This window comes from Vibrio frigidus, assembly GCF_042465995.1.
GTDB lineage: Bacteria > Pseudomonadota > Gammaproteobacteria > Enterobacterales > Vibrionaceae > Vibrio.
The window spans coordinates 115,359-139,279 of record NZ_JBCDMC010000012.1 but is presented as its reverse complement, the minus strand read 5'-3'; the positions used below and the strand labels follow the sequence as shown (position 1 = coordinate 139,279).

Genomic DNA, 23,921 nt, shown 5'->3' with positions numbered 1-23,921 from the left:
GCATCAAATTAGGTCACTCAGTTCATTGAAACCGTTGTTGATTTCGTGCCCTAAGGCAGAGAATCATCTTCGATTGTCATCAACGAGTGCCCACACAGATTGATATAGGTTTAAATTGTTAAAGAGCATTGCTTGTGAAGTCTCTCTCAAGCGGACGGTCATTTTAGCGATATAGCCTTCTGTGTCAAACACTTTTTGCTATTTATTTTCTCTCGTTTGGCTTTTCACTTTTTGAAGTGATCTGAAACAAGAAAGAGAAGATAAATCTCTATCGCCAGTCTTTATTGACCGACATCATCAACACGTTTAGTTAGTAACTATTCGGTGACAACGGAGGCGCATTATAGGGAGAAATCGCGAGAGCACAATACCTATTCGTCATTTATTTTTAAAAATGATCCTGTTCGATTGTTTTTCAATCTAATTGAACAAAAAAGGGGCTTTCGCCCCTTTAATTGTTAATAAATAGTAATTTTTCAAATATTATTGGTGTGCAATGATTCGATCATTACTGACTAAAAGTTGCACTTTCTTATCTGGGTCGACCTTCCCTGCCAATATTGCTTTGGCCAATGGGTTCTCGACACTCTGTTGAATTGCTCGTTTCAACGGTCGAGCACCATACACAGGATCAAACCCTACATGTGCAATGAGATCGAGCGCCTTTTCGGAAACGTCTAACTCATAGCCATTATCTTTCATACGACTCGCGAGTCTCGCTAACTGTATTACCGCAATTGATTTAATATGCTCTTGGCCTAACGGATGGAATACGACCATTTCATCTACTCTATTGAGGAACTCAGGTCTGAAGTGTTTGACCACAACATCCATAACCTGCTCTTTTATCCCTTCATAATCTAGTGTATTGAAATGTTCTTGTATTCGATCCGACCCTAGATTGGATGTCATGATGACTAAGGTATTTCGAAAATCAACCGTTCGTCCCTGACCATCAGTAAGACGCCCGTCATCAAGAACCTGAAGAAGTATATTGAATACGTCAGGGTGTGCTTTCTCTACTTCATCTAATAAAATGACGGAATAGGGTTTCCTTCTGACCGCTTCCGTTAAATACCCACCTTCTTCGTATCCAACATAACCCGGAGGCGCCCCAACCAGACGAGCAACAGAGTGTTTTTCCATAAACTCGGACATATCTATCCTTACCATGGCCTCTTCACTATCAAACATAAAGTTTGCCAGCGTCTTACATAGCTCTGTTTTACCTACACCTGTTGGGCCTAAGAATAAGAACGAACCGATAGGGCGATTAGGGTCAGATAAACCCGCTCGACTACGACGAATCGCATTCGATACCATATTCACAGCTTCTTTTTGTCCAATGACTCGCTTGTGAAGAACATCTTCCATTGCAAGTAATTTACTGCGCTCAGCTTCTAGCATTTTCGATACAGGGATACCCGTTTGTTTCGACAACACTTCTGCAATTTCTTCATCAGTGACCTTATTTTTGAGTAAGGTCATTTCTTGCATTTCTGCTTGCGCTGCGAGGTCAAGTTGTTTCTCTAGCTCTGGAATACGTCCATATTGAAGTTCGGACATTCGATTCAGATCGCCTGCACGCCTAGCAAAGTCCATATCCATACGAGCATGCTCTAATTCGCTCTTTATATGTTGCGTACCAGAAAGTGCTGCTTTCTCTGCGTTCCAGATCTCTTCCAGTTCAGCGTAGTCTCGTTCTTTAACGCTTAATTCTTGATTAATGACTTCTAATCGTTTGCTACTGGCATCATCATCTTCGTTAACCAACGCTTGCTGTTCTATTTTTAGCTGGATGATCTTCCGTTCTAGTTTATCTAATGACTCTGGCTTTGAATCAATCTGCATACGGATGCTAGATGCTGCTTCATCAATTAGATCGATGGCCTTATCTGGTAGTTGTCTGTCCGAAACATAGCGATGGGATAAGCGTGCTGCTGCAACAATTGCAGGATCGGTAATCTCAACATGATGGTGAAGTTCATAGCGTTCTTTTAAACCACGTAAGATAGCGATCGTATCTTCTACGCTCGGCTCATCAACAATTATTTTTTGGAATCGACGTTCTAAAGCAGGGTCTTTTTCAATGTATTGGCGATATTCATCCAGTGTGGTCGCACCAACACAATGCAGTTCGCCTCGAGCCAGAGCTGGTTTTAACATATTACCAGCATCCATTGAGCCTTCACCTTTACCTGCACCTACCATGGTATGAAGTTCATCGATAAAGAGAATGACATTGCCTTCTTCTTTAGACAGTTCATTTAACACTGATTTAAGCCGTTCTTCAAACTCGCCTCGATATTTCGCACCGGCAATCAAAGAGCCCATATCTAACGAAAGTACACGGCGGCCTCTTAAACCCTCGGGAACTTCATTATTTATAATGCGTTGAGCGAGTCCTTCAACAATGGCCGTTTTACCTACTCCCGGTTCGCCAATAATGACAGGGTTGTTTTTTGTTCTTCGCTGGAGTACTTGAATGGTACGACGAATCTCATCATCACGACCAATGACAGGATCCAGCTTTCCTTGCTCAGCTCGTTCGGTTAAATCTATAGTGTATTTTTCTAACGCTTGGCGTTTTTCTTCTGCATTTGGATCGTCCACTTTTTGTCCACCACGTATCTGTTCAATTGCAGCAGACAATGTTTTTTCAACAAGCCCCATTTCTTTAAGCAGTAGACCTAGTGGCCCTTTATCTTCTATGGCCGCTAATAGAAAAACTTCGGATGAGATATAGGCATCTTTTCTTTGCTGTGCAATCTTGTCGCACATGTTAAACAGTTGACCCATTCCACTTGATAGCTGAACATCACCACCAATGCCGCTCACTTTGGGCAAGCGATCCATCATCTCTGATAATTTGGATCTTAGCTGGATAATGTCGATATCTAACATGGTAAGTAATGGACGAATTGCACTGCCATCTTGGTTTAATAGAGAAACCATAAGATGTACAGGTTCGATATATTGATGATCTCGTCCGAGTGCTAATGACTGAGCATCGGATATCGCTACTTGAAACTTGCTTGTAAATCGATCTAAACGCATAGCAGCCCCCAATATGAAATTTATTGTCTGCTATCAAGATGGATACAAGTTGGTGTTTTTTCAAGGGAGGACGTTAATCTATCCAAATAAAGGTCGCTTGACGACCCGTTACACCATCTCTGCGGTAAGAATAGAATTTTTCTTGGTCTTCGAAGGTACACATATTACTTCGATAAATACTTTCGACACCTACGTCATTTAGACGCTGCGTTGCGAGCATATTCATGTCAGCTAGATACTTACTATTACTCTTAGATTGAAAGGCTTTTTCTGCTTGCGATGAATGTGAGACAAAGATATCAAACACATCTTGTCCTACTTCAAAGGCACCAGCACCAATTGCAGGCCCTAGCCACGCAATAACAGGCTTAGTGAATGTTTTAACAGCGTTCTCTACAATACCGTCAGCTAACCCACGCCAACCTGCATGTACTGCTGCAACCATTGTCCCTTCTATGTCAGTAAGTAATATCGGTAAACAGTCTGCTGTCATTACCGTACAAACCACATTCGATGACGATGTTATTGCACCATCCGCATCAATAACCTTCGTTGTTGGATGTTTTAACTCAACAACAAGGTCTGAGTGCGTTTGGTTAAGCCATACCTGATTATTCGGTAGCATGGCTTTTTCGTGAAGAATTTGACGGTTCTTCTTAACAACAATTGGATCATCCTCAACGTGCAGCCCTAAATTAAGCCCTTTATATACACCAGTTGAGACGCCACCCAGTCTAGTCGTACTAAAGGCCTTTATATTTTCAGGTACTTTCCAATTAGGGACAATCCATTCCATTTAGATGTCATACTCTTTGTTATATTTTGCGTCATCTCTTAGCGCTTGCGTCAACACAACCATATCGTCCGGAATAGGAGCGTGAAACTCCATCTCTTCTCTCGTTGTTGGATGCTCAAATTTTAGCATCGCGGCATGCAGAGATTGGCGATCAAAACGACGAATCATTTCAGTTAATTCCTCTGACGCGTCTTTCGGAATTCGAGCACGACCACCATAGGCTATATCACCTAACAATGGATGTTGGAGGAAAGCCATATGCACACGAATCTGGTGTGTACGACCGGATTCTAGGCGCAGACGAATTCTTGTGTGCTCTCTAAAATGTTCAGCAACACGATAATGTGTAATCGCTGGTTTACCCGTAATATTCACCGCCATTAGAGTGCGTTTTGTCGAGTGGCGACCAATAGGTTCGTCAACTACCCCACCTGCGGTCATTTTACCAATCGCTATCGCTTCATACTCTCGCGTAATTTTGCGCTTTTGAAGCGCACGCACTAATCGCGTTTGAGCAGGAACCGTCTTAGCCACCACCATTAGACCTGTGGTGTCTTTATCCAAACGATGCACGATACCAGCTCTTGGTACTTCTGCTATTTCAGGGTAATGAAATAACAATGCATTGAGTATCGTTCCATCTGGCGTGCCGGCACCTGGGTGCACAACTAAGCCTCGTGGTTTGTTGATAACAATAATATCGTCATCTTCGTAAATAATATTTAGGGGTATATCTTGAGCTTCCCAACGCTCTTCATCTTCAAGTTCACCTTGAATGGTTATTAATTCGCCACCCATCACTTTAACGCGGGCTTTGGAAACAACTTCACCATCAACTTGAACTTTTCCTGCTATTATCCATTCTTTCAAACGAGAACGAGAAAAATCAGAAAATAATTCTGCTATGGCTTGGTCTAATCTTTGACCAAGTTGGCTATCTTTTACGGTTTCGGTTAATTCTATCTGCTGAGCCATATCGAACTTTTTAAAAAACTATGAGACTAATGCTCATGACTGTGAAAAAATACGCTACTGCTTTCTACCTTCAATTGTAGCTAGCTTCTTTATTTATAGCGTCCAAGTTGGCATCATTCTATCTGTTAAAAGATAAGAAGTAACGGAAGCAACAGAATTATTTAATTTAAGGAAATAGAATCCTGACATGAATTACCGCACTTTATCGAGCTTACTGGCACTTTCACTACTATTTGGTTGCTCAAGCAGCGACGAAATAGTACCTGACGTCCCAGCCTCTGAACTTTATACTGACGCTCAATCTTCACTCAGAAGTGGCAACTGGCTTACCGCCGTAGAAAAGCTGGAAGCATTGGATTCTCGATATCCTTTCGGCCCGTATTCGGAGCAAGTTCAACTCGACCTTATCTATGCTTACTACAAAAACGGAGATCTTCCTTTAGCGCTTGCTACCATAGAAAGGTTTTCCCGATTAAATCCAACGCATACGAAAATGGATTGGGTACTTTACATGCGCGGCCTATCGCACATGGCACAAGACCAGAATTACATGCACAATATTTTCAATATTGATCGTTCTGATCGCGACCCAGAGCCCGTAAAATCTGCATTTTCTGATTTTAAGAGATTACTCCAAAGATACCCAAATAGTGCATTCGCTGCTGATTCCCAAAAAAGAATGTACGCACTTAAGAATAGGTTAGCTAACTATGATTTAGCCAGTGCCGATTTTTATTTACGCAGGGAAGCATGGATTGCTGCAATCAATCGAAGCCAAGAGTTACAAAAAACCTACCCTGATACCGAAGCGGCGAGAAAATCACTCGAGATTCAACTTGAAGCTTATCAACAGCTAGGGTTAACCGAAGCGGTGGCTCGAACCAAAGCGCTCATGAAGCTCAATCCAATCTAAGCGTTACTTAGAAAAACCGTTGAATATCAGCGGTTTTTTTATTTCTAATCTATACTGGTTGGATATAGCGTTTAATGTATTTTCTTTGGAAACATAAACCGTTCTCAGAAATAAATTTCATTGCCGACATAATTAAATCAACACGGATTGTTGTATGAAAATAGATTGTTCTATCAAGATAGATCCCCGTAGCAAAGCGAAAATTAAAATCGTTAAGAGGAACTCGATTAACCATTGGTATCGTTGGGTGTTATCTCTTCTCTTTGTCCCCTTCTTTAGTGTTTCTCTTGAACTTACCCCTTTAGACAACACCCCTTACACGGGAGATCTAGATGTTTTATCTAAGAAAGGTATCCTTCGCGTTTTGGTTTCAGAAGATCTGGGCTTTTACTATGTTGAAGGTGGCAAGCCAAAAGGGATGCTCGCTGAAATTCTTCATCATTTCGAAAATAAACTAAAGAAAGAACACCCTTCGGTACATATTCAAATCATTCCAGTGACAAGAGATGATCTAATTCCCGCCCTTAATGCGGGTTTTGGTGACGTGATAGTTGCAAACCTCACGAAAACAAACCGACGTGAAAAGTCTCTCGACTTTAGTATTCCGATGATAAGCGATATCAATGAATTTTTGGTCACTCATACGGGAGAGCCTGAACTGGTCGATATAGATCAACTCAGTGGAAAAGAAATCTGGGTTCGACCAAGCTCCAGCTACTTCGAAAGTATTCAGAGTATCAACGAATATCTAAACCTCAGTAAATTAGAACCAATCCGCGTCCAATTTTTTGATGAAGCACTACAAGACTATGAAATCATTGAAATGGTTAATCAAGGTTATATCTACTCAACCGTTTTAGATAGTCACAAAGTTGAGCTGTGGCTTAGCGTGATGGAGAATATAAAAATACATGAAAATCTTCCACTACGTTCTGGCGCAGAAATTGGATGGGCGTTTCGAAAAAACAGCCCGATACTTGAAAAGCAGGTAAATAGCTATCTACGAACCGCTAAAGCCGGAACGCTCTTAGGTAATGTGTTATACGATAGGTACATCCTCAATTCAAAATGGCTTAGCCGTGCCCTTAGCCCTGATAGAATCAAGCGAATGCAGTCACTCACTAACCTATTTGAAAAATATTCAGATCAGTATGATTTCGACTGGTTAATGATATCTGCACAGGCATTCCAAGAGTCTGGTCTGGATAACAGTAAAGTTTCCCACAAGGGTGCAGTAGGTATAATGCAAGTACTCCCCTCTACAGCCAACGATCCCAACGTAAATATCAAAGACATTAAAAAGCTCGAAAACAATGTTCATGCCGGTGTGAAATACATGCGTTTCATTACTGACCGTTATTTTTCAGATGACGACATCACTATAGACAATCAAGTTTATTTATCTCTGGCCGCATACAATGCCGGCCCCGGTAATATTCGTAAAATGCGTAGATTAGCTGTTAAACATGGTTATGACCCAAATATCTGGTTTAAAAATGTAGAAATTATTACACGAAGGAATATAGGCCGAGAGCCCGTAAACTATGTTGCGAACATCAATCGCTATTTCGTCATTTACAAGCAGCTAGAAGATATGCGAAAAATAAGAGAGGAAAAAAGTGCAGCTCTGTTAAAACTCGTCTCACCTGAATGAATTCAATCTGCAAGACAAATAAAAATGCCACAACCAAAAACGGTGTGGCATTTCACAAATCGAATATCTAAATACGTATCGTACGAGATCACGTTTTCATCTTGATTATTAATTAGTCACTACAAATAAAAACCTGCACTAAACCCCTAAAAATGGGGTTATTTCTAGTACGTGACTTCTTACCAATCTATAGATTTCATATTTCAGTACAAGCTTTTTTAACGAATTAATTTGGTAGATTTGTTACAGATCACATTAAATGAACATTGATAGAAACAGCCTAGTTATAGTGATTTTGATCACGTTATTTTCCTCTTGAAACAGTAATCTGAACTTAACCCATAAGGGAAGTTTCAGAGGAAAACACTATATGAAAGTAAACATTACCGGCAAAAACTTAGAAATCACCTCTGCAATACGCACGCATATAGAGTCCAAGTTTGAGAAACTTGAAAAATGGCAAGTTGACATTATTGGTTGCCAGACTGCGATCAGCGAAGAACCAAATAAAAAAATGAAATTCGAAGCAAGCATTACTATACCTAAAGGAAAGCTTGTTGCATCTTCCAGCAATGAAGATTTATATAAAGCAATCACAGAAGTAGAACAAAAATTGGAACGTCAGCTAAACAAACTGCGCCATAAGCCTGAAGCTCGTCGAGCTACTCACGCTGAAAAACCTGAAGTATCAGAGCTAGACGAAGTTGAGCTTAGTGAAGCTGAATAGGAAAACAACCTAATAGAATTAGGAATTCAGTTATATAGCGCCCACGGGCGCTATTTTTTTGCTTGACGGGTTTGTATCCCTTGCTTATTGTGTCTGTAGACACACAACATAGTGATTTAATGATGACGACATTTTCTCTGTTCTTTTTTGACTTCTTTTTTAACTCCTAACACTGGAGGCTGAAATCGTTTTAGGAAAAACAAGTCAAAAACGAATAGGAAGCCTCCCAAACGGGGGGCTTTTTTATAACTAAAATGGACTTACTTAGCATGACAGACAGTAAATATTCCCTTGATGAAATTCGAATCCGTTTAAATGACCTCGATGATCAACTCCTACAGCTGCTTTCAGAAAGACGAGCACTGAGTATTGAAGTAGCAAAAAGCAAAGTTGAGACATCTAAGCCGGTTAGAGACGCTAAGCGAGAGCAACAATTATTAGTCAAATTGATTAATAACGGCAAGAAAAAGTACAACTTAGATGCACAGTACATCACCAAACTATTCCACACGGTTATTGAAGACTCGGTATTATTGCAACAATCTCATTTACAGAATTTGGCAAATCCAGCGCAGAGCCGAAAACCTATCGCACGTGTTGCTTTCTTGGGTTCTAGGGGATCATACTCACACCTTGCGAGTCGTGAATATTTTAGCCGCAAGAATACTGAGTTGGTTGAGTTAAATTGTGAGCACTTTAAAGAGGTAACCAAAACCGTAGAATCTGGTCATGCTGATTTTGGTTTGCTACCGATAGAGAATACGAGTTCAGGTTCAATCAACGAAGTTTATGATTTACTTCAACACACAACACTCTATATTGTTGGCGAAATAACCCTACCGATTGATCATTGCATATTAGCCAATTCTGATATCCATTTAGAAGACATCAAAACACTTTACTCTCATCCGCAGCCTCATCAGCAATGCAGTGAGTTCCTTAGCCACTTAAATGGGGTTACTTTGGAATCATGCGCAAGCACAGCAGATGCAATGCAAAAAGTAAAAGATCTTGGAAGAGAAGATGTCGCGGCAATAGGTAATTCATCTAGCGGTAAGCTATACGGCTTGCAGCCAATAAAGAATAATATTTCTAACCAAACTGAAAACCATACTCGCTTTATTTTGGTTGCCCGTAAACCAGTTGAAGTATCAACGCAGATCCCAGCGAAAACAACGCTGATAATGTCCACATCTCAAGCCGCTGGCTCATTAGTAGAGACTCTACTCGTATTACAACGGTATGGGATCAACATGACTAAGCTAGAAAACAGACCTATTATGGGTAATCCATGGGAAGAGATGTTCTATGTTGATCTAGAAGCGCACGTTGAATCCACTGAGATGCAACAGGCTATCAACGAACTGACCAAAATAACTCAGCATCTTAAAGTATTGGGTTGTTACCCAAGTGAGAATGTCAAACCAACTCAAATAAAACTTGTATAGAGAGAAGTAATGATGAAGACCGTAATTATTGCTTCCCTTAACCCAGCAAAAATCAACGCCGTTAAAGCCGCTTTTTTGGATGTATTTCCAAAACAAGCATTTCAATTTAAGGGTGTTAACGTGGCAAGTGACGTTCCAGATCAACCGATATCAGACGTAGAAACAAAACTTGGCGCATTAAACCGAGTAAAAAATGCCAAGATAGAGATCAACAATGCCGATTTCTATGTCGGCTTAGAAGCAGGGAATGACGGAGACTTTACCTTTGCATGGATGGTGATTGAATCCGCTAGCAAAAGAGGTGAGTCTCGTTCTGCGAGCTTAATGCTTCCCCCTGTTGTCTTGGAGAAATTAAGGGATGGCCGGGAGCTTGGACATGTTATGGATGAGGTGTTTTCTACGGAGAATATAAAACAAAAAGGGGGAGCGATAGGCCTACTTACAAATCATCTGCTAACTCGAAGTTCTGTCTACCATCAGGCGCTTATTCTGGCGTTGATACCTTTTATGAACGAAGACCATTTCCCAGAGAACCTATAACACAGGTAATGGGACAGACTTAATTTACTATTTTACCATCGTAAATCGTACACCGACAATTGAATCGCCCACGGCTTCTAGAGACTAGATAACTAAAAACCCAAGGGCATTCAAGAAGAGCGCGTAGCAAACGTTCATTGATCGGTTGTGTTGGTTATTAGCTCTCTGTTATTTTTAATAATTGGGACAATGCTTCACGCTCATCTTCTGTATGAATCTTTAGCTCATTGGAACCACGAGTAATGGTTGCTACCCCTACACCTAGCATTTGGCTAATCTGGCGTTGGGATATTTCACCTTTCAAAAGCTCGTTAAAAATATTCATTCTCGCAACTAAAGCTTCTCTCTCATCCGGAGTCATCAACATGGTTAAAAGCATTTCATGTTGCTCGCTATCGGCTGCACTTTTAACTATCTTCATCACGTGTTGCCAATCTGATATTTCTGGAGTCAATGACATTTATAGATACCAACATTTCAAAACAGAGCAGACATTGTAATGTGTTCTACTCTGTTTTGGATCAATATTTAGTCGAAACTTCATTAGAGTGCAAAAACTCGCCATCGACTTTCATCAGATTCCGATAATATGTCTCAAACATCAAAATATTCTGGACGTACCCTCGGGTTTCTTTGTAGGGAATTGCTTCAATAAATGCAAAAGCATCCAGCTTTTGGTCGGACCTTTTACGCCAAACTTTCACTCTATGCGGCCCTGCATTATAGGCAGCAAACGCAAAAATTCGATTGTTATCATACTGCTCTAAAAGGCCATTTAAGTAATGGCTGCCGATCTCTATGTTCTTACCTACATCATACAATTCACTTGTACCTTTATATTTAAGCTTGTATTTCTTCGCCGTATATTTTGCCGTTTTCGGCATAATTTGCATGATACCACGCGCACCAACCGGAGAACGTGCCTCTACGTCCATGGCACTCTCTTGCCTAGCGACAGACATTAAAGTAATTGGGTCGATATTGTGTTTCTCACCGTAAAAATTAAACCACCATTGATGGGCAAGAGGAAAGCGCAACACGGTGTTATCCCACATTTTTGCTTCTATCGTGGCTTTTACCGATAAATGATGCCATTTTTTCTTCGCCGCGTAGACCGCTAAGGCCTCTTTCTCTTCTTTTCCTACCTGCCAAAGCAACCAGTTCCATTCACTTTTTGTTGCCGCAATCTTGTCTACTTCAACGAGTTCATTAATCCGGACCAAACTTGAACGGTAAGGCCTAAGAATGTCGGTTGCGCGCTTATCATCACTGACTTGATACGACACGGGTTTATCCAATATCTTTGCTGCTGCCACACTGTAGAAATTGCGTTTACCTAAAATACCTTGTAGCCGTGCAATACCTTGATTTCGCTTACCTAGTTCTAACTCACTTCTACCGAGCCAAAACTGCCAACGTAGAGAATTTTGGTCGTCTTGAGGTAGGTGGCCAATCCAATCAGAAATCCCTTGCCAATCAGCCTGACGAATAGCTAATCGAATACGTTGTTCAATCGCCGATAAGCTGGTCGATGTTGTTAACACTTCATCCCGCCACTTAGCTAAACCCACGTCTTCTGTATTAAAAAGTCTAACCGCTAAATAATCGGACACATTTTGTTGAGAATCGACAGGAAAGGCTTGTGCTTCAAATACAATCGGCAATACTCGTTGCGCTAACTCAATATCTTTCCTAGCCAGCTTTTTAAGTGCTATCTGTGATTTTTTACGATTAAACTCGGTTGCCGGATATTTCTGAGAAAACTCAACCACATATTCTGAGTTTTTAGCAAGGAACTTAATTTCTTTTGCTTGTTGAATACTCTGTTCACTCGTCGGCATCTTAGCTAAATAGTTCGTCAAATCGTTGCTGTTTTTCTCATAACTAAGCAGCATTCGCCTGAGCACCATATCATCGGTTCTTAACCCCGCTTGCTGCCATTCACTGAAAAGCTGCTCACAATTATCTGACACACTTTTTCCGCTCAGCCAAAGCTTCGCTGCGCCTTCAAAAGCCTGTTCTTTTTCACCATTTTTCAATCGAGCGTAGTAATAACTACACTGGTACTTCTCCATTCGAGGTTCATTCGTCTGATATTGATATAAATCGTTCCATTTCTTTTTTGCTATCAACGCGTCTAGATAACGCGATCTTATGCTGTTTGAAAAGGGAAAATCTCGATATTTGGCCGTAAATTCATCTACTTCTTCTGGTGTTCTCTTACCGATATCAATCAGAAACGTTCGATAGTCGGCATAAGGGGTCAGTGGGTAATCTGATATCAGATCTCGAATCTCTAAATACTCGTCAACTTGATTTTTGTCCAAATAATTTTGGGCTTTTTGGTAAATAACTCGCTGCTGTTCAAGAGACGCTGGTGCAGAAAAAGCACCAGAAGAAAACGCCAATACTGGCAACACAGCAGAGATAAGTTTATTAAACCTATGCATCTAATTTATACATCCCTATAAAATGAAGCCCATATCATATATTACCACTACGGTACGCCTTCTCACTTACTAAAGTTAATAAGCTGTAACTCTTATGTTAGAAAATGATCGTTCCTTTAAGCAAGCTTTTATTTGTTAAATTATCTTTCATTCTCAGGAGTGGCAATTTGAGTTAAAATACTTGCTAATTTTCTGAAACAGTAGGAACTATCGGCAATGGCTGAATACGTTTATACCATGTCGCGGGTGAGTAAAGTTGTACCACCTAAGCGTAAAATATTAAAAGACATTTCTCTTAGCTTTTTTCCCGGTGCGAAAATCGGGGTTTTAGGTCTTAACGGCTCTGGTAAATCCACCCTACTTCGAATCATGGCAGGCCTTGATACTGACATTGATGGTGAAGCTCGCCCTCAACCAGGTTTAAACGTTGGTTATCTTCCTCAAGAACCCAAACTTGATGAAACGAAAACAGTACGTGAAATTATTGAAGAAGCGGTTTCGGATGTTGCTGGAGCACTAAAACGACTCGATGCTGTTTACGCCGCTTACGCTGAACCAGATGCTGATTTTGACGCGCTAGCAAAAGAACAGGGCGAACTCGAAGACCTTATTCAGACAAAAGACGGTCATAACCTTGAGAATTCATTAGAACGAGCAGCTGACGCACTCCGTCTGCCTGAATGGGATGCTAAAGTTGAATTCCTTTCTGGTGGTGAAAGGCGCCGTGTAGCCATCTGTCGCTTGCTGTTAGAAAAACCAGACATGTTGCTACTTGATGAGCCAACCAACCACTTAGATGCCGAATCAGTGGGCTGGTTAGAACGCTTCCTAGTCGACTATGCCGGCACCGTCGTAGCAATTACCCATGACCGTTATTTCTTGGATAATGCTGCAGGCTGGATCTTAGAGCTCGATCGAGGTGAAGGTATCCCGTGGGAAGGCAACTATACCTCTTGGCTAGAACAAAAAGATGAACGTTTAAAGCAAGAATCCTCACAAGAGAACGCTCGCCAGAAAACCATTGAAAAAGAACTTGAATGGGTTCGTCAAAATCCAAAAGGCCGACAAGCAAAATCAAAAGCTCGTATGGCTCGTTTTGAAGAACTGAATAATACCGAGCACCAAAAACGTAATGAAACCAACGAGCTATTCATCCCACCAGGCGAACGTTTAGGTGACAAGGTTGTTGAAGTAAAAAATCTGACCAAATCATTCGGTGACAGAGTATTAATTGATAATCTCTCCTTCAGCATGCCTAAAGGCGCGATTGTCGGTATTATCGGTGCTAACGGTGCCGGTAAATCAACGTTATTTAAAATGCTGAGTGGCACAGAGCAACCAGATTCAGGAACCATTGAATTAGGTGACACCGTTCATCTTGCTTCCGTTGATCAGTTCCGTGACAGTATGGATGACAAGAAAACCGTATTCCAAGAGATCTCGGAAGGCGCTGATATTGTCAAAATCAATAATTTTGAGATCCCTGCTCGCGCTTACTGTTCTCGCTTTAACTTTAGAGGCATTGACCAACAAAAAATCATTGGTGAACTCTCTGGTGGTGAACGAAATCGTGTGCACTTGGCAAAACTGCTTAAAACTGGCGGCAATGTTTTATTACTCGATGAACCAACCAATGACTTAGATGTTGAGACATTGCGTGCATTAGAAGAAGCGCTGTTAGAGTTCCCTGGTTGCGCTATGGTGATCTCGCATGACCGTTGGTTCTTGGACCGTATAGCCACGCATATTCTTGACTACCGTGATGAAGGACAGGTCAATTTCTATGAAGGCAACTATACTGAATACACAGAATGGATGAAACAAACTTTAGGGGCACAAGCTGCAGAACCTCATAGAGTCAAATATAAGCGCATTACTAAATAAACATCATTCGAACTGAATGAAAACTAAGCCGTTATTTTAACGGCTTTTTTCCTTATTTATCGATACGGTTACTGAACATGTAAGCATAATTTGAACGCGATTTTTTTATTTATGCTCATTAAAATGGTAACCTAGTCGAGCTATTAATATTATTGTAAGAGAGGGAGTATGGACGAACGTCGCCGTTTTTCTCGAATAGTCTACAACGCACCAGCTGAATTGCACCAAGGGCCATTGAAAATAAGTTGCTCGATAATGGATCTTTCCTTACATGGGCTACTATTAAATGCCATTGTGGAACCTATTGAAAAAACCAAACCAGTAGATATTTTTTTTCGTCTACCTGAAAGCGATATCACCGTATCACTTCAAGCGCATGTGGTTGAAATGTCGGATCTCTATACGCGCGTCAGCATCGAACATATTGATATTGATAGCATTAGCCACCTCAAACGTTTAATCGAATTAAATGTTGGTGATGAACAACTTTTACATCGAGATATTGAGCAACTATCTGATTTAGGCGCTCACTCCTAAAATACTATGTCCCATAAAATTAAATTTACAATCCCTACTTCTAGTGGGGAACAGACTTTTTTTGTCGGTAAAAAAGCGACGATGGCTTTATTAGCACTATTGATCGGCACCCCTGTATTATTGGGTGTTTCTCTACAAAGTCACAGTAATAACCTTAAAGCGGCAAAAATCGCAGCAGACAAAATTGAGAAATCCGAGCGACTGATCAAGCAAACGGAACAATTTAATCAGGATAAATCCAATCAAATTGTTCAGCTCGAAAATTCCAATCACTTGCTTAATCAAGAGCTCGCAGAAAAAAATAATCAGCTAGTGACATTAAGCAAGCGCATCTATGATGTGGAATCTGTTTTAGGACTAAGTGACGAAGAGCCAGATACATTGGATCTAGAACAGAGAGTCGATGTGGCCGCAGTAGATTCAGCCGTACGAGCAACCATGTTCCGGTTGATCCCCAACGATACACCAATGGCCTATAATCGTATCTCTTCTTCCTATGGCCGTCGATTGAATCCAATTACAGGTAAACGCCATACTCATACAGGAATCGATTTAACCTGTAATCGCGGCGAGCCGATCCTGGCCCCAGCGGATGGGGTAGTAGAAACAGTTCGACCAAGTAAGAAGGGCTTTGGCAACTTTTTGATTGTCAGACATTCATTTGGATTTATGAGTTCATACGCTCATCTACAAAAATTTAATGTTAAAAGCGGCCAATTTATTAGTAAAGGCGAAACGATTGCTACATGTGGTAACTCGGGCAACTCTACTGGGCCCCATCTGCATTATGAAGTGCGCTTTTTAGGCCGATCATTAAATCCACAATATCTAATGGAATGGACACCGGAAAACTTCGATACCCTATTTGAAAAAGAGAATCACGTTAAATGGGCTCCACTCGTGAAGCTCATCGATAATGTGGTTCGATTGCAGGTTAACTTAACCAATCATCCTTATAAAGATGATTCGGTCGATACAGCCAAAAGCGTTGAACGCGATGACGCCCAAGTAAATTAAAGAGTATACCGCTTATAAAAATCCCCACTTTTGTGGGGATTTCAGTATTAATCGGTAGAGGAATAACGATATTAGGTTTGATCTTTCGTCTTTCTACCTTTACCAAGCATCAACAAGCAAGGTGTTAATACCAACGTTAGAACAGTGGCAAACGCCAATCCCCCTGCGACAGCCGTCGCTAACTGAGACCACCATTGCGTACTAGGCGCACCAAACTCAACTTTTTGATTGATAATATCAATGTTCATCTCCAGTACCATCGGCATCAAACCAAGTATTGTGGTCACCGTAGTAAGCATTACCGGGCGAAGACGCTGAACACCGGTTCTTAATATCGCTTCTTTGCGGTTCAGCCCTCTATCCACAAGCTGATTAAAGGTATCGATAAGCACGATATTATTGTTCACCACAATACCGGCCAATGAGATAACCCCAATACCGGACATCACAATACCAAATGGTTTTTGGAATATCAGTAACCCAGCAAACACACCCACTGTAGAGAAAAGCACTGCACTCAAAATCAAGAAGGCTTGATAGAAGCTGTTGAATTGCGTAATCAGTATCAAAGCCATTGCGGCTAATGCCACAACAAACGCGTACATCAAAAACTCAGACGACTTTTCCTGATCTTCATTTTGACCACGTAACTTGAACTCAACATCATCCAATCCTAGCGCTTTTAACTGTGCGTCAATTTTAGGCAGTTCTAACGCGAGATTAAATCCTTCTTTCATATCTGCCTTTACGTCAAGAATACGTTGGCCGTCGATACGCTGAATGGTGTCTTGCTTGTGCTGAGGTTTTATCTCTGCAAAATTAGTCATCGGAATTAAACCCGCGGGCGTTTTAACTCTTAACTGATCAAACCTTCCAATGTCTCTTTGCTCTTGAGGGAAGCGAACCAGAATATCCACCTCTTCGTTAGCATCATCTGGTAAATAATCGCCAATCTTAAGCCCATTCGTCACAAACTGAACGGTATTACCAACCAAGGTAGCGTCTGCACCAAATCGTCCTGCATCGTCTCGTTTAATGTCTATTTGCCAATCAATACCCGGTTTTGCTGAGGTATCGCTAAGGTTAGTAAACGCCGGATAAGTGTCTGCCCAGTGTCTAACCATTAATGCGGCGTCATCTAGTTTGTCGTAATGACGTGAAGACAACTGAATGACCAAATCGTGTTCACTTGGTGGACCTGCTTCAGGTTTTTTAAATTCAATCTCAACACCAGCAATGTGCGAGGTTCGTTCTTGTAGTTCTTCGATGATCTCTTTAACTGGCCTTCTTAGTTGCCAATCAATAGGGGTAATCTGAATCTGCCCAATAGAGTCATCGCCACCTGTTTTTGTATAAATACTCTCAAATTCTGCGCCACCAAGCACTTCAGATTCAATCTGTCGCATAATCTTGTCTTTCTCATTGATCGACAGATCGCCATAAGATCGAACCTTCATCGTAAAGGAAGGAGGATCAACTTCAGGGAAGAACTCCGCTCCCAACCCGGCCTTGGAATAGGTAAAGCCAATACCAATAGCGAGTAAAATGGCACTAAACAGTATCTTCCATGGATGATTAACCGCAATAGCGAGCGTTTTATAATAAAACTTGGTAAATCCAGTGGCTTTGGTAAAATCACCGTTGTGTAACGCAACCAATTCTTGTCTGAGCTCTGGCTTAATGTACTGCTCTTTACCGACTAAACTGCCAAGCACAGGGACAAAGAGTAACGCCATTATAAGAGAAGCCGACAAGGTTGCTATCAGTGTTATCGGCAGGTATTTCATAAACTCACCTGTAGTATCAGGCCAGAATAATAGTGGAGCAAACGCAGCTAACGTTGTTGCCGTCGAGGCGGTAATAGGCCATGCCATCCGTTTGGCAGCGTCTCGATAGGCTTCACGACGAGGCATACCTTCGTGCATCCGTCTGTCAGCAAATTCCGTTACAACGATGGCGCCATCAACCAACATTCCCACCGCCATAATCAAGGCAAAGAGAACGATAATATTGATGGTTAAACCAAAGACAGCCAATGCCAGTAGCCCAGTAAGGAACGATCCTGGTATAGACACACCAACCAAGAATGCCGTTCGGACACCTAGAATAGCGATAATGACGATGACAACGAGAATAATGGCAGAAAGGATGTTGTTTTGCAGATCACTCAGCATAAGCTTGACGTCTTCTGACTCATCCCACGTGTATTCAACCATTAAATTGTCTGGCCAGTCATCTCGCTGTTGCGCGACGATAATTATTTGCTTGACCAGATCAACTGTTTCGATGATGTTTTCACCTGCACGCTTCTTAATATCTAAAACGACGGCGGACTCCCCATTTAAACGAGCATAGCTCTCAGGATCTCTAAATGAACGTCTTACTGTCGCAATATCACCAAAGGTAATAACTTGCCTACCGTCTACCTTTACTGGCATCTCCAATACATCTTTCAATGACTCAAAAACAGACGGTACCTTGACAGAGAATCGACCGTAGCCCGTATCAACAAAGCCTGCTGCGACTACGCGGTTATTCAATGCAATTAGGTTATAGATATCACCCTGGTCTAGGTTGTAACTCTCCATTAATAGGGGATCGACAACAATCTCGACAATATCTTCTCTGTCACCAGCGATATCGACTTCCAGAACCTGTTTATAGCTTTCTAGCTTGTCGCCTAACGCTCGGGCAATCTGTACGATAGTTCTTTCAGGTACCGAACCATACAGAACGACGGACAACACAGGTTGAAATGAAGCAAGGGTGACTTCATTGACCGTCGGTTCATCACTATCGGCAGGAAGTTTGGGTTTTGCCTGATCAACCGCATCACGGACATCAGCCATCGCTTTGTCGAGATCGATACCAACATTGAACTCCAACGTAACAGAGGCATAGCCCTCTGAAGCCGTTGCGCTCATCTCTTTTACACCTTCAATAGAACGCAGTTCTTGTTCTATTGGACGAACCAATAGTCTTTCCGCATCATCTGGCGAGATACCTTCGTGGCTCACACCAACATAAATAATGGGGATAGTAATATCAGGGCTAGATTCTTTTGGAATCTTGATATACGTGATTGCCCCTGCTACTAGTATCAGTATCAGTAGCGTCAGCATGGTCCTAGAACGGGATAAAGCCGCGTCTATAATCGCAAACATAGTTATCTCCGCTCTATTTTTTGATTACTGGATCGTGTTTTATTGCGATAACCGTATCACCATCCCGCGCAAAACCTTGCCCTACGGTGATGATATCAGCGCTAAAACCCAACCCTGTTAGCCATACGCCATCTTGCTCAGCTCTAACGAGTTGAATAGGAACAAAGTGAACCACATCATCTTTGAGCGTTTTTACACCCAGATTACCACTTTCATCAAGCGCTAGCATGGCCGGAGAAACCTTAATCGCTTTCTTCATCTCTAGGTCTAATTCAACCTCTGCGCTGACACCTGCAGGAATTTTTTGCTCTGGATTCGGAATTTCAATCTCAATGGGGAAAGTATTAGTCGCGGTTGAAGAGACTCTAGAAATGTATCTGAGTCTGCCTTCAATTTTTTCCCCACCAATCAGTTTTATTTTTGATTTTTGATTTACTTTAAGACTTTGGACATGACGCTCACTGACGTCAGCTTCTATAACCAATACATTAAGGTCAATGACGGTTGCAACAGGGTCTCCAACACTGACAAAATCACCCAATTCAATATTTAAGGTATCAACAATGCCGTCAAATGGCGCTCTAATTAGAGTATTGCGAAGGTTAAGCTGAGCTTTTTTGACTAACGCTCTCGCCTCAACAAGGTTAGCTTGCGCTGTGCTATAGGCAACTTCTCCCTGCAATCCTTTACTCTTTAGGGACTTGGAAGCTTTAAACTCTTTTTCTTTAACCGATAGATTCGCTCTTGCTCGTTCAAGCTGAATCTCTAGATCCGCTTTATCTATCTGACCAATAGCTTGATCTTTTTTAACCTCATCACCCTTCCTCACCATCAACGTAACCACGCGTCCGGCGACTTCTGCGCCTAGCTTTGCTTGTCTATCCGGCGCTGTTCTACCATATAGATTGATATTCTTTGCCGTTAACACAGCTTCAAACGTTTGATACTGAACCTTAGCTAATAATGCTTTCGGTTCTTCAGCCGAATTATTTTGATTCGCATTCTCCTCGGCTTGCAGCATCCCTAAGCCTAACCAAAGCGATAGGCCAATAAGAAGTATGAATGAGATAAGCCAGGGGCGTTGTGAAAAAAAGCGACCGACGCGGCGAATTGCCATAACAGAGTTCCTTTTAGTTACCACAAATAAAAAATGACCGCTAAATAATAGAGCTCGTGCCTTCAGTCACTTAGGGTAGACAAAATCAGCAAAGCCTTACGTAAGAGTTTCAAACATAAGGCTTTGATAGTAATTTAATGAAAGACTATAACATTTCTACAGTGAAAACTGTGTAACAGGTCTAGACGCTGAAAGATGCTCCACAACCACAGGTAGTCGTTGCATTAGGGTTGTTGACAAAAAAGCGAGCCCCTTCAAGGCCTTCTGTATAGTCTACAACACCACCGATCAAATATTGCAAGCTCATAGGATCCACGACAAGTGTGACACCACTATTAATAATAGTCGTGTCGCCATCATTTACTTTCTCATCAAAGGTAAATCCGTACTGGAAACCGCTACAACCACCACCAGTAATATATACACGCAATTTTAATTCTGAATTTTCTTCTTCTTCGATCAGCGTTTTTACTCTTATTGCTGCCGCATCAGAAAAAGATAATGGTACATTTAGTTCGCTCACGCTGACCTCTCTCTTTCGTGTCATATCAACTCTTAATTTATTCTATATCTTATACGAGTCAATAATAGATTTTCCAATATCTGCTGATTATCTAATACCTGACTAAATCATTCAAGTATTGTTATGCTTCATTACAAACCTTGCTCGGTCTTTTGTTTCTGCATCAAATCACTATTTTAATTATTTACGTCAATTTTCTAAACCTATCTTGCACAAGTTCGTTACAATACCAAGCTATCACTTCAAGTCAGAACAATGAGGAAAATATTGATGACCAAATCAGCAGAACTCTATCAAAAGGCGCAAAAAACGATTCCTGGCGGTGTGAACTCTCCCGTTCGAGCATTCAATGGTGTGGGTGGCTCGCCAATATTTGTAGAAAAAGCAGATGGCCCTTTGATATTTGATGCAGATGGTAAATCTTATATCGATTATGTCGGTTCTTGGGGGCCTATGATTCTTGGTCACAACCACCCGGCTATTCGCAATGCAGTTATCGAAGCCGCTCATAGAGGCCTAAGCTTTGGTGCACCGACTGAAGTAGAAGTTGAGATGGCCGAACTCGTTTCAAAAATAGTGCCGTCTATGGAACAACTTCGTATGGTGAACTCTGGTACAGAGGCGACGATGAGTGCAATACGTTTAGCTCGTGGTTTTACTAGCCGAGATAAAATTGTCAAATTCGAGGGTTGTTATCACGGCCACGCAGACAGCTTATTGGTTAAAGCTGGATCGGGTGCCCTTACCTTAGGTCAGCCTAGCTCTCCTGGCGTACCTGCCGATTTTGCGAAATATACATTAACGGCGACATTCAATAGCGTAGAATCTGTACAGGCACTATTTGATGCCAATAAAGGCGAGATAGCCTGTATCATCGTAGAACCCGTTGCTGGCAACATGAACTGCATTCCGCCAATAGAAGGGTTCCACGAAGGTCTGCGCGAAATATGCAATAAAGAAGGTGCCCTGCTCATTTTTGATGAAGTGATGACCGGTTTCCGCGTGGCTCAAGGTTGTGCTCAAGCCTATTACAACATCAAACCAGATCTAACCTGTTTAGGTAAAGTTATTGGTGGTGGAATGCCAGTTGGCGCATTTGGTGGCCGTAAAGATGTGATGCAACACATTGCACCGACTGGACCTGTTTATCAAGCGGGCACGCTATCAGGCAACCCTATCGCAATGGCGGCTGGTCTCGCTTGTTTAAAAACGCTAACAGCAGAAGGAAACGAGGCAGCGCTGGCTGAAAAAACCAAACAACTTGCGGACGGTTTTAAAGCACTGGCGGATAAAAACCATATCCCACTGCTTGTTTCTCAAGTCGGTGGTATGTTTGGCTTCTTCTTCACAGATCAAGAGAAAGTAACCTGCTATGAAGAGGTCGCGAAATGCGATGTTGAACGCTTTAAAGCTTTCTTCCACCTAATGTTAGAGGAAGGTATTTACCTTGCACCTTCCGCTTTTGAAGCGAGCTTTACTTCACTTGCTCACGGTGAAAAAGAGATTGAAGCAACGCTTGAAGCTGCAAATCGCTGTTTCGAAAAACTCGCTTAATATCTTAGTACGTTAAGATTTTAAAAGGGGTCGATATGTTCGCCCCCTTTATTATCTACTCTCAATATGCTCATTTGAACAATCAAACAATCAACTATTTCTTTATACCCGTTGCGCCCATCAATGGTTTAATGCCAGTTTATAATCACTAGAATCAGAATCACACTTATAAAACCGCTGAACCATGGGAATTTGCTAAAACGCATTTTCGATTTGGAACATTTTTTATTACCACCACAACACGCCATACCTACCTCTACAAGATTCTAATCATTATTTTTCAGATGGATTTTCATTTCTATTAGAATACCGTTAGTTATAAAATCAATTGTTGGCGAAAATCAATTAAAACAATTATTTGAAAACCAGCGCTTTAACAGCCATTATAATCATCATCATTACTCTGACATAAAAGCGATTACCTAGTGCCAGAAAAACTTCAGATATCCTCAAGCCATTGGGTGCTCGTTGCCGCCTTATTAGTGAGTGGCTACGCGTGCTACCTACTTGTTGCACCCTATATGAATTCTATCGTAATGGCATTCATTATATCCTTATTAATGTTCCCCTTACACGAATGGATCGAGAAAAAAATCCCCAAACACAATAATCTCTCTTCCTTGCTCTCATGTGTTGTACTTACCTTCATTATCGTCATTCCGTTACTTGCTGTTTTTGCCGCCATTGTTCAACAAGGTTCCCTTGCAACACAACAGATTTATCACTGGGTAACGGCAGGTGGTATCCAAGAATTTTTCAAACTGCCTTGGATAGTGAAAGCGCTTGATTTTGTAAATGAATATTTGCCATTTGAAACGATTGAACCACAACAAATCGCAGAAAAAATTGGCAAGCTAGCAACAACCTTTGGCAGTAATCTTGTCTCTATAAGTGCAAAAATTTTAGGTGATGCCACCAATTTCCTTATGGATTTCATGCTGATGTTATTTGTCTTATTCTTCCTACTTAGAGATCACGACAAAATCATCGTTGCTATGCGCCATATTCTTCCTCTATCCAGAAGCCAAGAAGATAAGCTATTAGACGAGGTGGAGAAAGTTGCCAAATCGGCTGTTCTTGGTTCGTTTTTAACCGCCATAGCACAGGGATTCGCAGGTGGTATCGGTATGTGGCTATGCGGATTCCCGGCGCTCTTCTGGGGGGCCATGTTTGGTTTCGCCTCTTTTATCCCTATCGTCGGTACCGCGCTTATATGGATTCCTGCAACGTTGTATTTATTGATCACGGGCGATACCAATTGGGCTATTTTCCTCGCAGTTTGGTCAATTGCACTTGTTGGTTCAATCGACAATGTTCTGCGCCCCTTACTAATGCAGGGCAGCGCTGGCATGAATACACTAATGATCTTCTTCTCATTGCTGGGAGGGATTCAATTATTTGGTTTAATCGGTCTAATCTATGGTCCGATAGTTTTTGCTGTCGCCATCGTCCTATTCAATATATATGAAGAAGAGTTCCATGGTTTTCTAAAAAGCCAAGACAAAAGTTAGAACGAACTAAAATAGCTTCATGCTATGGGCAGATTATGCGAAAATCTGCCCACT

At 41.5% G+C, this 23,921-nt stretch carries 18 protein-coding genes and 1 other annotated feature; of the genes, 10 read left to right on the top strand and 8 right to left on the bottom strand.

What is annotated here, in order from left to right:
- Positions 1 to 483: 483 nt before the first annotated feature.
- From clpB to rluD, 3 genes are all read right to left on the bottom strand, one after another.
- Complete coding sequence (clpB, locus tag AACW90_RS19105; protein ID WP_390237691.1) at positions 484 to 3,057, bottom strand: ATP-dependent chaperone ClpB; 2,574 nt, start codon at positions 3,055 to 3,057, stop codon at positions 484 to 486.
- Between the two features lie 73 nt (positions 3,058 to 3,130).
- Entirely contained in the window at positions 3,131 to 3,853 is a 723-nt protein-coding gene (gene pgeF / locus AACW90_RS19100; protein ID WP_390237689.1) for a peptidoglycan editing factor PgeF, read from the bottom strand.
- Positions 3,854 to 4,828 (bottom strand): 23S rRNA pseudouridine(1911/1915/1917) synthase RluD, encoded by a 975-nt coding sequence (gene rluD, locus AACW90_RS19095; RefSeq protein WP_390237687.1) that lies wholly within the window; start codon positions 4,826 to 4,828, stop codon positions 3,854 to 3,856.
- Positions 4,829 to 5,015: 187 nt separating this feature from the next.
- On the opposite strand from rluD, the gene AACW90_RS19090 reads away from it, so the two are divergent.
- From AACW90_RS19090 to yjjX, 5 genes are all read left to right on the top strand, one after another.
- Complete coding sequence (locus AACW90_RS19090; protein WP_390237685.1) at positions 5,016 to 5,741, top strand: outer membrane protein assembly factor BamD; 726 nt, start codon at positions 5,016 to 5,018, stop codon at positions 5,739 to 5,741.
- 154 nt (positions 5,742 to 5,895) lie between these two features.
- Positions 5,896 to 7,395: an MltF family protein gene (locus AACW90_RS19085; protein WP_390237683.1), complete on the top strand. Its 1,500-nt coding sequence runs from the start codon at positions 5,896 to 5,898 to the stop codon at positions 7,393 to 7,395.
- Between the two features lie 370 nt (positions 7,396 to 7,765).
- Complete coding sequence (hpf, locus tag AACW90_RS19080) at positions 7,766 to 8,122, top strand: ribosome hibernation-promoting factor, HPF/YfiA family (RefSeq protein ID WP_390237681.1); 357 nt, start codon at positions 7,766 to 7,768, stop codon at positions 8,120 to 8,122.
- Positions 8,123 to 8,246: 124 nt separating this feature from the next.
- Positions 8,247 to 8,369, top strand: a sequence feature (Phe leader region).
- Between the two features lie 22 nt (positions 8,370 to 8,391).
- A complete protein-coding gene (pheA, locus tag AACW90_RS19075; protein ID WP_275135616.1) occupies positions 8,392 to 9,570 on the top strand; it encodes a prephenate dehydratase in 1,179 nt (392 codons plus the stop codon).
- Positions 9,571 to 9,582: 12 nt separating this feature from the next.
- Positions 9,583 to 10,110, top strand: a complete 528-nt coding sequence (gene yjjX, locus AACW90_RS19070; protein WP_390237698.1) for an inosine/xanthosine triphosphatase — start codon at positions 9,583 to 9,585, stop codon at positions 10,108 to 10,110.
- A gap of 157 nt (positions 10,111 to 10,267) precedes the next feature.
- On the opposite strand, the gene trpR is transcribed toward yjjX, so the two are convergent.
- Positions 10,268 to 10,570, bottom strand: coding sequence for a trp operon repressor (trpR, locus tag AACW90_RS19065; RefSeq protein WP_390237677.1), 303 nt, complete (start codon positions 10,568 to 10,570; stop codon positions 10,268 to 10,270).
- Between the two features lie 61 nt (positions 10,571 to 10,631).
- Positions 10,632 to 12,560, bottom strand: a complete 1,929-nt coding sequence (gene sltY, locus AACW90_RS19060) for a murein transglycosylase (protein WP_390237673.1) — start codon at positions 12,558 to 12,560, stop codon at positions 10,632 to 10,634.
- Positions 12,561 to 12,776: 216 nt separating this feature from the next.
- On the opposite strand from sltY, the gene ettA reads away from it, so the two are divergent.
- From ettA to AACW90_RS19045, 3 genes are all read left to right on the top strand, one after another.
- A complete protein-coding gene (gene ettA / locus AACW90_RS19055; protein ID WP_390237670.1) occupies positions 12,777 to 14,444 on the top strand; it encodes an energy-dependent translational throttle protein EttA in 1,668 nt (555 codons plus the stop codon).
- 168 nt (positions 14,445 to 14,612) lie between these two features.
- On the top strand, positions 14,613 to 14,981 hold the full coding sequence (locus AACW90_RS19050; RefSeq protein ID WP_390237668.1) for a PilZ domain-containing protein: 369 nt from the start codon (positions 14,613 to 14,615) through the stop codon (positions 14,979 to 14,981).
- Between the two features lie 6 nt (positions 14,982 to 14,987).
- Positions 14,988 to 15,998: a M23 family metallopeptidase gene (locus tag AACW90_RS19045; RefSeq protein ID WP_390237666.1), complete on the top strand. Its 1,011-nt coding sequence runs from the start codon at positions 14,988 to 14,990 to the stop codon at positions 15,996 to 15,998.
- Between the two features lie 71 nt (positions 15,999 to 16,069).
- Here AACW90_RS19045 and AACW90_RS19040 read toward each other — a convergent pair whose 3' ends face one another.
- The 3 genes from AACW90_RS19040 to erpA all read right to left on the bottom strand — a co-directional run bounded on the left by AACW90_RS19040 (position 16,070) and on the right by erpA (position 20,802).
- Positions 16,070 to 19,162 (bottom strand): efflux RND transporter permease subunit, encoded by a 3,093-nt coding sequence (locus tag AACW90_RS19040; protein WP_390237663.1) that lies wholly within the window; start codon positions 19,160 to 19,162, stop codon positions 16,070 to 16,072.
- A 13-nt stretch (positions 19,163 to 19,175) separates the two neighbouring features.
- On the bottom strand, positions 19,176 to 20,279 hold the full coding sequence (locus tag AACW90_RS19035; RefSeq protein ID WP_390237661.1) for an efflux RND transporter periplasmic adaptor subunit: 1,104 nt from the start codon (positions 20,277 to 20,279) through the stop codon (positions 19,176 to 19,178).
- Positions 20,280 to 20,460: 181 nt separating this feature from the next.
- On the bottom strand, positions 20,461 to 20,802 hold the full coding sequence (erpA, locus tag AACW90_RS19030) for an iron-sulfur cluster insertion protein ErpA (protein WP_390237696.1): 342 nt from the start codon (positions 20,800 to 20,802) through the stop codon (positions 20,461 to 20,463).
- Positions 20,803 to 21,072: 270 nt separating this feature from the next.
- Between erpA and hemL the strand changes: the two genes are divergently transcribed.
- Both hemL and AACW90_RS19020 read left to right on the top strand, forming a co-directional pair.
- The gene (gene hemL, locus AACW90_RS19025) at positions 21,073 to 22,356 is read left to right on the top strand and encodes a glutamate-1-semialdehyde 2,1-aminomutase (RefSeq protein ID WP_390237659.1); all 1,284 of its coding nucleotides are present in this window, start codon (positions 21,073 to 21,075) and stop codon (positions 22,354 to 22,356) included.
- Between the two features lie 425 nt (positions 22,357 to 22,781).
- Positions 22,782 to 23,867 (top strand): AI-2E family transporter, encoded by a 1,086-nt coding sequence (locus tag AACW90_RS19020; protein WP_390237656.1) that lies wholly within the window; start codon positions 22,782 to 22,784, stop codon positions 23,865 to 23,867.
- Positions 23,868 to 23,921: the final 54 nt, after the last annotated feature.